The organism is Variovorax sp. 20P10.2.4 (assembly GCF_058244205.1).
Genome location: NZ_JBZAYE010000481.1, coordinates 1 through 5,685 on the forward strand (window position 1 = coordinate 1; position 5,685 = coordinate 5,685).

Here is a 5,685-nt window from a genome sequence, read left to right on the forward strand (position 1 = left end):
GCCCAGGCCCACGGTGTCGAGCAAGGCCTGCGCGCGCTGGCGGCGCTCGGCGGTCGCCACCTTGCGCAGCTTGAGGCCGTAGGCCACGTTGTCGAGCACGCTCAGGTGCGGGAACAGCGCATAGCTCTGGAACACCATGCCGATGTGGCGCCGGTGCACCGGCGTGCGCGACATGTCCTCGCCGTCGAGCGCGATGCGGCCCGTGTGGCCGGTCTCGAGGCCCGACACCAGCTTGAGCAGGGTCGACTTGCCCGAGCCGCTGGGCCCGATCACCGCGACCAGCTCGCCGGTGCGCACGTCGAGCGAGACCTCGTGCAGCCCGTGCGTGCTGCCGGGGTAGTTGTAGCTGACCGTGTCGAGGAGGAGGCTCATGGCGTGACGGCGCGTTGCTTCACCAGGGAGGAGGAAAGAAGCGCCGACGCGCTCGCCAGCACCAGGAGGATGACCGTGGCCGCGCAGGCGAAGCCCGTGGCGCCGTAGAAGGCCTGCAGCAGCACCACCGGGTAGGTGCGGTTCTGGAAGCTGGTGAGCAGGTTCGACACGCCGAACTCGCCGACCGAGATCGCCGCCACCATCACCAGCCCGCTGATCAGGCTCTGGCGCAGGCTCGGCAGCACGATGCCGCTGAACTGCTGCCAGCCCGAGGCGCCAAGCGTGGCCGCGGCCTGCTCGAGCCGGTCCAGGTCGAGGTGGCGCAGGTCGGCCAGCAGCGTGTTCGTGAGATAGGGCAGCGTGAGGATCGCGTGCGCCGCGATCAACAGCGGCATCGAGCCCAGCCAGGGCGCGAGGTCGGTGTTGAACACGATCATGTAGCCGAAGGCCAGCGTGATCGCCGGCACCGCCACCGGCGTGGCGCTCACGATGCGCGCCGCCAGACTGCCGCCGCGGCGCGCGCCGTGGTACAGCGCATAGGCCAGCGGCAGCGCCAGCACGGTGTTGATCGCGCAGGCCGAGAGCGCCACCACCAGGCTGCTCACGAAGGCCTTGCGAAACGAGGTGTCGAGCCAGAGGTCCACATACCACTGCCCGGTCAGGCCCGTGGGCAGCAGCGTGTTGGTCCAGTTGCCGCCCACGCTGCCGACCAGCAGCAGGGCGATGGGCAGCAGCAGGTACAGGCCGTAGAGGAGCGAGATGCCGCGAACCAAGGGTTGTCTCTGTGTCACGCGCGGCCGGCATACTTTCCGGATGCGCTACTGTCTGCGCCGGGTCTTCCGCCGCATCGGCCTGAATTCTAGGAAGCGCCTTGGTATTCATGGGTGAAAGTTGGATGACGACACTTGAGCTGTTGGCAACTGTTTTTCACCGAACTTTCATCAACCGGAGCCATGCATGAAGCGCGACTGCCCCACCATCCAGGAGCTGCTGGCCTTCGACGCGGTGGCGCGCCACGAGAGCCTCACGCTCGCGGCCGGCGCCCTGTGCATCACCGTGAGCGCGGTCAGCAAGCAGATCGCGGGGCTCGAGGCCTTCCTCGGCCGGGCCCTGCTGCAGAAGAACGGGCGCGGCGTGCAGCTCACGCCGCAGGGCCGCGTCTACTGGCAGAAGATCGCCGGCGGCCTGCGCGCGATCGAGACCGCCACCTTCGAGGCCCGCTCGGGCGATGCCGGCGCCGGCCTGCTCACGCTCGCGAGCGTGCCCACCTTCCTCACCAAGTGGCTGATCCCGCGGCTGCCCGCCTTCAGCCAGAAGAGCCGCCACGTCATGCTGAGCTTCAGCCGCCATCTCGAGCCCAGCGACGGCATCCCGGCCGGCGTCGACGCGGCGATCCGCTACGGCCCCGACGGCTGGCCCGGCGTGGTGTCCGAATACATCGCGGGCCGCGAGTTCGTGCTGATCGTGGCGCGCTCGCTGGTCGAGGGGCGGCACCGCATCGCGCAGCCGGCCGACATCCTCGGCCATACGCTGCTGCACCACGAGGGCGCGCCCACCGCCTGGCGCCAATGGGCCGCGCAGCACGGCGTGCCCGAGGTGCAGACCGTGGCCGGCCCGCGCTTCGCGCAGTACTCGGCGCTGATCCAGGCCGCGCTCAACGGCCTGGGCATCGGCCTGGTGCCGAAGCTGCTGGTGCAGGAGGAGTTCGCCGAGGGCTCGCTGCTGAGTCCCTGCGGCACGCCGGTCGGCGTGAACCAGGGCCACTACCTCTGCTACCGGCCCGACCGGCTCGACCTGCCGGCCTTCGCGGCCTTTCGCGCCTGGCTGCTCGACGAGGGCCAGAAGTCGCGCGGCGTCGAGGCCGAGGCATGAAAACGCGCGAGTGGTTACGCTCGCCATCCCTCATCACGACAAGGACGATGCATCGATGAAAGTCGCAGTCATGGGCGCCGGCGCGGTCGGCTGCTATTACGGCGCCATGCTGGCGCGCGCGGGCCACGAGGTGGTGCTGATCGGCCGGCCCGCGCACGTGGAGGCCGTCCAGGCGCGCGGCCTGCGCCTCGAGGCCCAGAGCTTCGACGAACACGTGCCCATGGCCGCGAGCACCGAGCCCGACGCCGTGCGGGGCGCCGACCTCGTGCTGTTCTGCGTCAAGTCGACCGACACCGAGGCCGCCGCCGCGCAGATCGCGCCGCATCTCGCGCCCGCCGCGCTGGTGCTCACCCTGCAGAACGGCGTGGACAACGACGAGCGCGCGCGCTCCGTGCTGCGGTCCCACGAGGTGGCCGCGGCCGTGGTCTATGTCGCGACCGGCATGGCGGGCCCGGGCCACGTCAAGCACAACGGCCGCGGCGAACTCGTGATCGCGCCCTCGGCCCGCGGCGAGGAAGTGGCGCAGGCGCTGCGCGCGGCCGGCGTGCCGACCGAGTTCTCCGACAACGTGCGCGGCGCGCTGTGGGCCAAGCTGGTCCTCAACTGCGCCTACAACGCGCTGTCGGCGATCACGCAGCTGCCCTACGGCGTGCTGGTGCGCAACGAGGGCGTGCCCGGCGTGCTGCGCGACGTGGTGGCCGAGTGCCTCGCGGTCGCGCGGGCCGAGGGCGTGACGATCCCGGGCGACATCGATGCCGCGGTGGCGGGCATCGCGCGCACCATGCCCGCGCAGTTCTCCTCGACCGCGCAGGACCTCGCGCGCGGCAAGCGCAGCGAGATCGACCATCTCAACGGCTTCGTGCTGCGCCGCGGCGAGGCACTGGGCGTGCCGGTGCCGGCCAACCGGCTGCTGTGGACGCTGGTGCGGCTGCTCGAGGACAAGGCGGCGCGGGCCTGAACCGGGCCTCAGCCCGGCATGGGCTCGCGCATCGTCACGAACTCCTCGGCAGCAGTGGGGTGGATGCCCACCGTGCTGTCGAACATCGCCTTGGTCGCGCCCGCGCGCATCGCGACCGCGAAGCCCTGCACCACCTCGCCCGCGTCGGCGCCCACCATGTGCAGGCCCACCACGCGGTCGCTCTTGGTGTCGACCACCAGCTTCATGAAGGTGCGCTCGCTGCGGCCCGAGAGCGTGTGGCGCAGCGACTTGAACTCGCTCGAGAACACCGTGACCTGGCCGAACTTCGCGCGTGCGTCGAGCTCGCCGTAGCCGCAGGTGCCGATGTTCGGGTGCGTGAACACGGCGGTGGGAATGAACTCGTAGTCGAGCCGGCGCTTGCCCTTGCCGAACAGTTCGTCGACCACCACCATCGCCTCGGCCAGCGCCACCGGCGTGAGCTGCACGCGCGTGGAGACGTCGCCCACCGCATAGATCGAGGGCACCGAGCTGCGGTAGTGCGCATCGACCGCGATCGCGCCGCGCTCGTCGAGCGCCACGCCCGCGGCCTCGAGGCCCAGGCCCTGCGTGTTGGGCACGCGGCCGGTGGCGAACAGCACCGTGTCGGCCTCGATCTGCTGGCCGCGCGCGAGCGTGGCCACGAGGCCGTCGGCGGTGCGCGTGACCGAGGCCACTTCGCAGTTCAGGCGCACGTCGACGCCGGCCTTGCCCATCTCGTTGGCGAGGAACTGCCGCACGTCGTCGTCGAAGCCGGTCAGCAGGTGCGCGCGGCGGTGCAGCAGCGTGACCTTCGCGTCGAGCCCGTTGAAGATCGAGGCGAACTCGCAGGCGATGTAGCCGCCGCCCACCACCAGCAGGCGGCGCGGGAACGGGTCGAGGTCGAACATCGCATCGGAGGTCACGATGTGCTCGCGGCCCGGGATGTCGGGCACGAAGGGCGTGCCGCCGGTGGCCACCAGCAGGTGGCGCGCGGTGTAGCGCTTGCCGTCGACCTCCACCGTGTGCGCATCGGCGAGCTGGGCCCAGCCCGTGACCAGCGTGACGCCCGAGTTCTTGAGCAGCGAGGCGTAGATGCCGTTGAGCCGCGAGATCTCCGTGGCGCGCTGCGACTTCAGGTGCGACCAGTCGAACACCGGTTCGCCGGGCAGCTGCCAGCCGTAGCCCGCCGCTTCCTCGAAGGATTCGGCATAGCCGGCCGCGTAGCTGTAGAGCTTCTTGGGAATGCAGCCGACGTTGACGCAGGTGCCGCCGAGTTCGGCGGCCTCGGCCAGGCCGACGCGGGCACCGGTCTGCGCGGCCATGCGCGCGGCGCGCACGCCGCCGCTGCCGCCGCCGATGACGAAGAGATCGAAGTCGTAGGGGGTGGACATGGAAGAAAGGCTCTCCTTTGCGAGCGCACTGTAGCCCGCGTCGATGACCGCTGCCCGGCACGGGGCTTGGAGCACGCTGCGAGGCGTCGCGCGCGCCGGCGGCGGTGGAGCGAGAATCCGCGCTCGTCGGCAACGAAGGACAGAGACAAGCGCATGAAGAACGACCCCAGGCACCTTCCACGCGGCGCGGTTGCGCGCCGGCTTGCGCCGCTCGTGTCGTGCCTGTCCGTTCTCGCGCCCCTGCCCGCCGATGCGCAGCTCGCGCGCAAGCCCTCGTTCTATGACGCGCAAAAGCGCGTGGAGGAACCGGCCTCGCCCGTGCGTCCCGCCGGCGGCGCCTCGTCGCTGCCCGCGCTCGCCAGCCGCGCCGACTTCGACGCGCTCGCGCGCACCTACGACGTCGGCACGCCGATGGCGCTGCCGCATGTGCTGTTCGTGATCGACCGGCGCGCGAAGCCGGCACCGCGCGTGTACTACCTCGACACGCCGCGCTGGCAGCTGCACGTGCGCTTCGTGCGCGACACCGGTCTGGCGCCCCACGCGGGCAAGCGCGAGATCGACCGCAACTACCTCGTGCCCGACCGCCGCTTCCTGTTCGGCACGCTGAGCTGGCAGCAGAACGTCGCGGGCTTCGGCTACGAATTCTGGGAAGGCGACCGCCTCACCGCGCCGCTGCTGCGCGAGGCCGACCGCGCGGTGAAGGCCAGCTTCTTCGCGCCCGTGAAGTTCAAGACCAACTCCACGCTGCACGAGCGCGTGGCACGCGAGGCCGGCGTCGACTTCGTGACGCAGGAGGCGCTGATCCGCGAGCAGCCCTACCTGCCGATGAACCTCGGCACGGCCAGTGGCCGGGTGCGCATCGTCGAGGACGAGGGCGCGGTCAACGCGCTGCTGCCCGAGGACATCGCGGTGCTGCGCCAGGTGCCGATCGCGTTGCCGCCGGTGGCGGGCGTGCTGACAGAGCGGCCGTCCACGGCGCTGTCGCACGTCAACCTGCTGGCCAAGGGCTGGGGCATTCCCAACGCCTACGTGCGCGACGCGGCCGAGGCGCTGCGCGCGCATGCGGGCCAGTGGGTGGCGCTCAAGGTCGCGGCCTCGGGCTACCAGGTGCGC

The 5,685-nt window shown here is 71.1% G+C and carries 5 protein-coding genes and 1 pseudogene; 3 read left to right on the forward strand and 3 right to left on the reverse strand.

Going from position 1 to position 5,685, the window contains the following annotated elements:
* A partial coding sequence (locus AC27VN_RS30780; RefSeq protein WP_490879013.1) for an ATP-binding cassette domain-containing protein occupies positions 1-372 on the reverse strand: 372 nt, incomplete at its 3' end.
* Entirely contained in the window at positions 369-1,145 is a 777-nt protein-coding gene (locus AC27VN_RS30785) for an ABC transporter permease (protein WP_490879014.1), read from the reverse strand. The genes AC27VN_RS30780 and AC27VN_RS30785, both read right to left, overlap by 4 nt.
* A 184-nt stretch (positions 1,146-1,329) precedes the next feature.
* Between AC27VN_RS30785 and AC27VN_RS30790 the strand changes: the two genes are divergently transcribed.
* Together AC27VN_RS30790 and AC27VN_RS30795 are read left to right on the forward strand one after the other, a co-directional pair.
* Positions 1,330-2,244 (forward strand): LysR substrate-binding domain-containing protein, encoded by a 915-nt coding sequence (locus tag AC27VN_RS30790; protein WP_057592576.1) that lies wholly within the window; start codon positions 1,330-1,332, stop codon positions 2,242-2,244.
* Between the two features lie 55 nt (positions 2,245-2,299).
* Positions 2,300-3,202, forward strand: a complete 903-nt coding sequence (locus tag AC27VN_RS30795; RefSeq protein WP_490879015.1) for a ketopantoate reductase family protein — start codon at positions 2,300-2,302, stop codon at positions 3,200-3,202.
* Positions 3,203-3,210: 8 nt separating this feature from the next.
* On the opposite strand, the gene gorA is transcribed toward AC27VN_RS30795, so the two are convergent.
* Entirely contained in the window at positions 3,211-4,572 is a 1,362-nt protein-coding gene (gorA, locus tag AC27VN_RS30800) for a glutathione-disulfide reductase (protein WP_490879016.1), read from the reverse strand.
* A gap of 153 nt (positions 4,573-4,725) precedes the next feature.
* Between gorA and AC27VN_RS30805 the strand changes: the two are divergent.
* A pseudogene (locus AC27VN_RS30805) lies at positions 4,726-5,685 on the forward strand (PEP/pyruvate-binding domain-containing protein); the annotation flags it as partial.

Bases quoted from the DNA above. Each gene is read 5' to 3' on its own strand.
- gorA (WP_490879016.1), bottom strand. From the start codon at position 4,572: ATGTCCACCCCCTACGACTTCGATCTCTTCGTCATCGGCGGCGGCAGC.
- AC27VN_RS30790 (WP_057592576.1), top strand. From the start codon at position 1,330: ATGAAGCGCGACTGCCCCACCATCCAGGAGCTGCTGGCCTTCGACGCG.
- AC27VN_RS30795 (WP_490879015.1), top strand. From the start codon at position 2,300: ATGAAAGTCGCAGTCATGGGCGCCGGCGCGGTCGGCTGCTATTACGGC.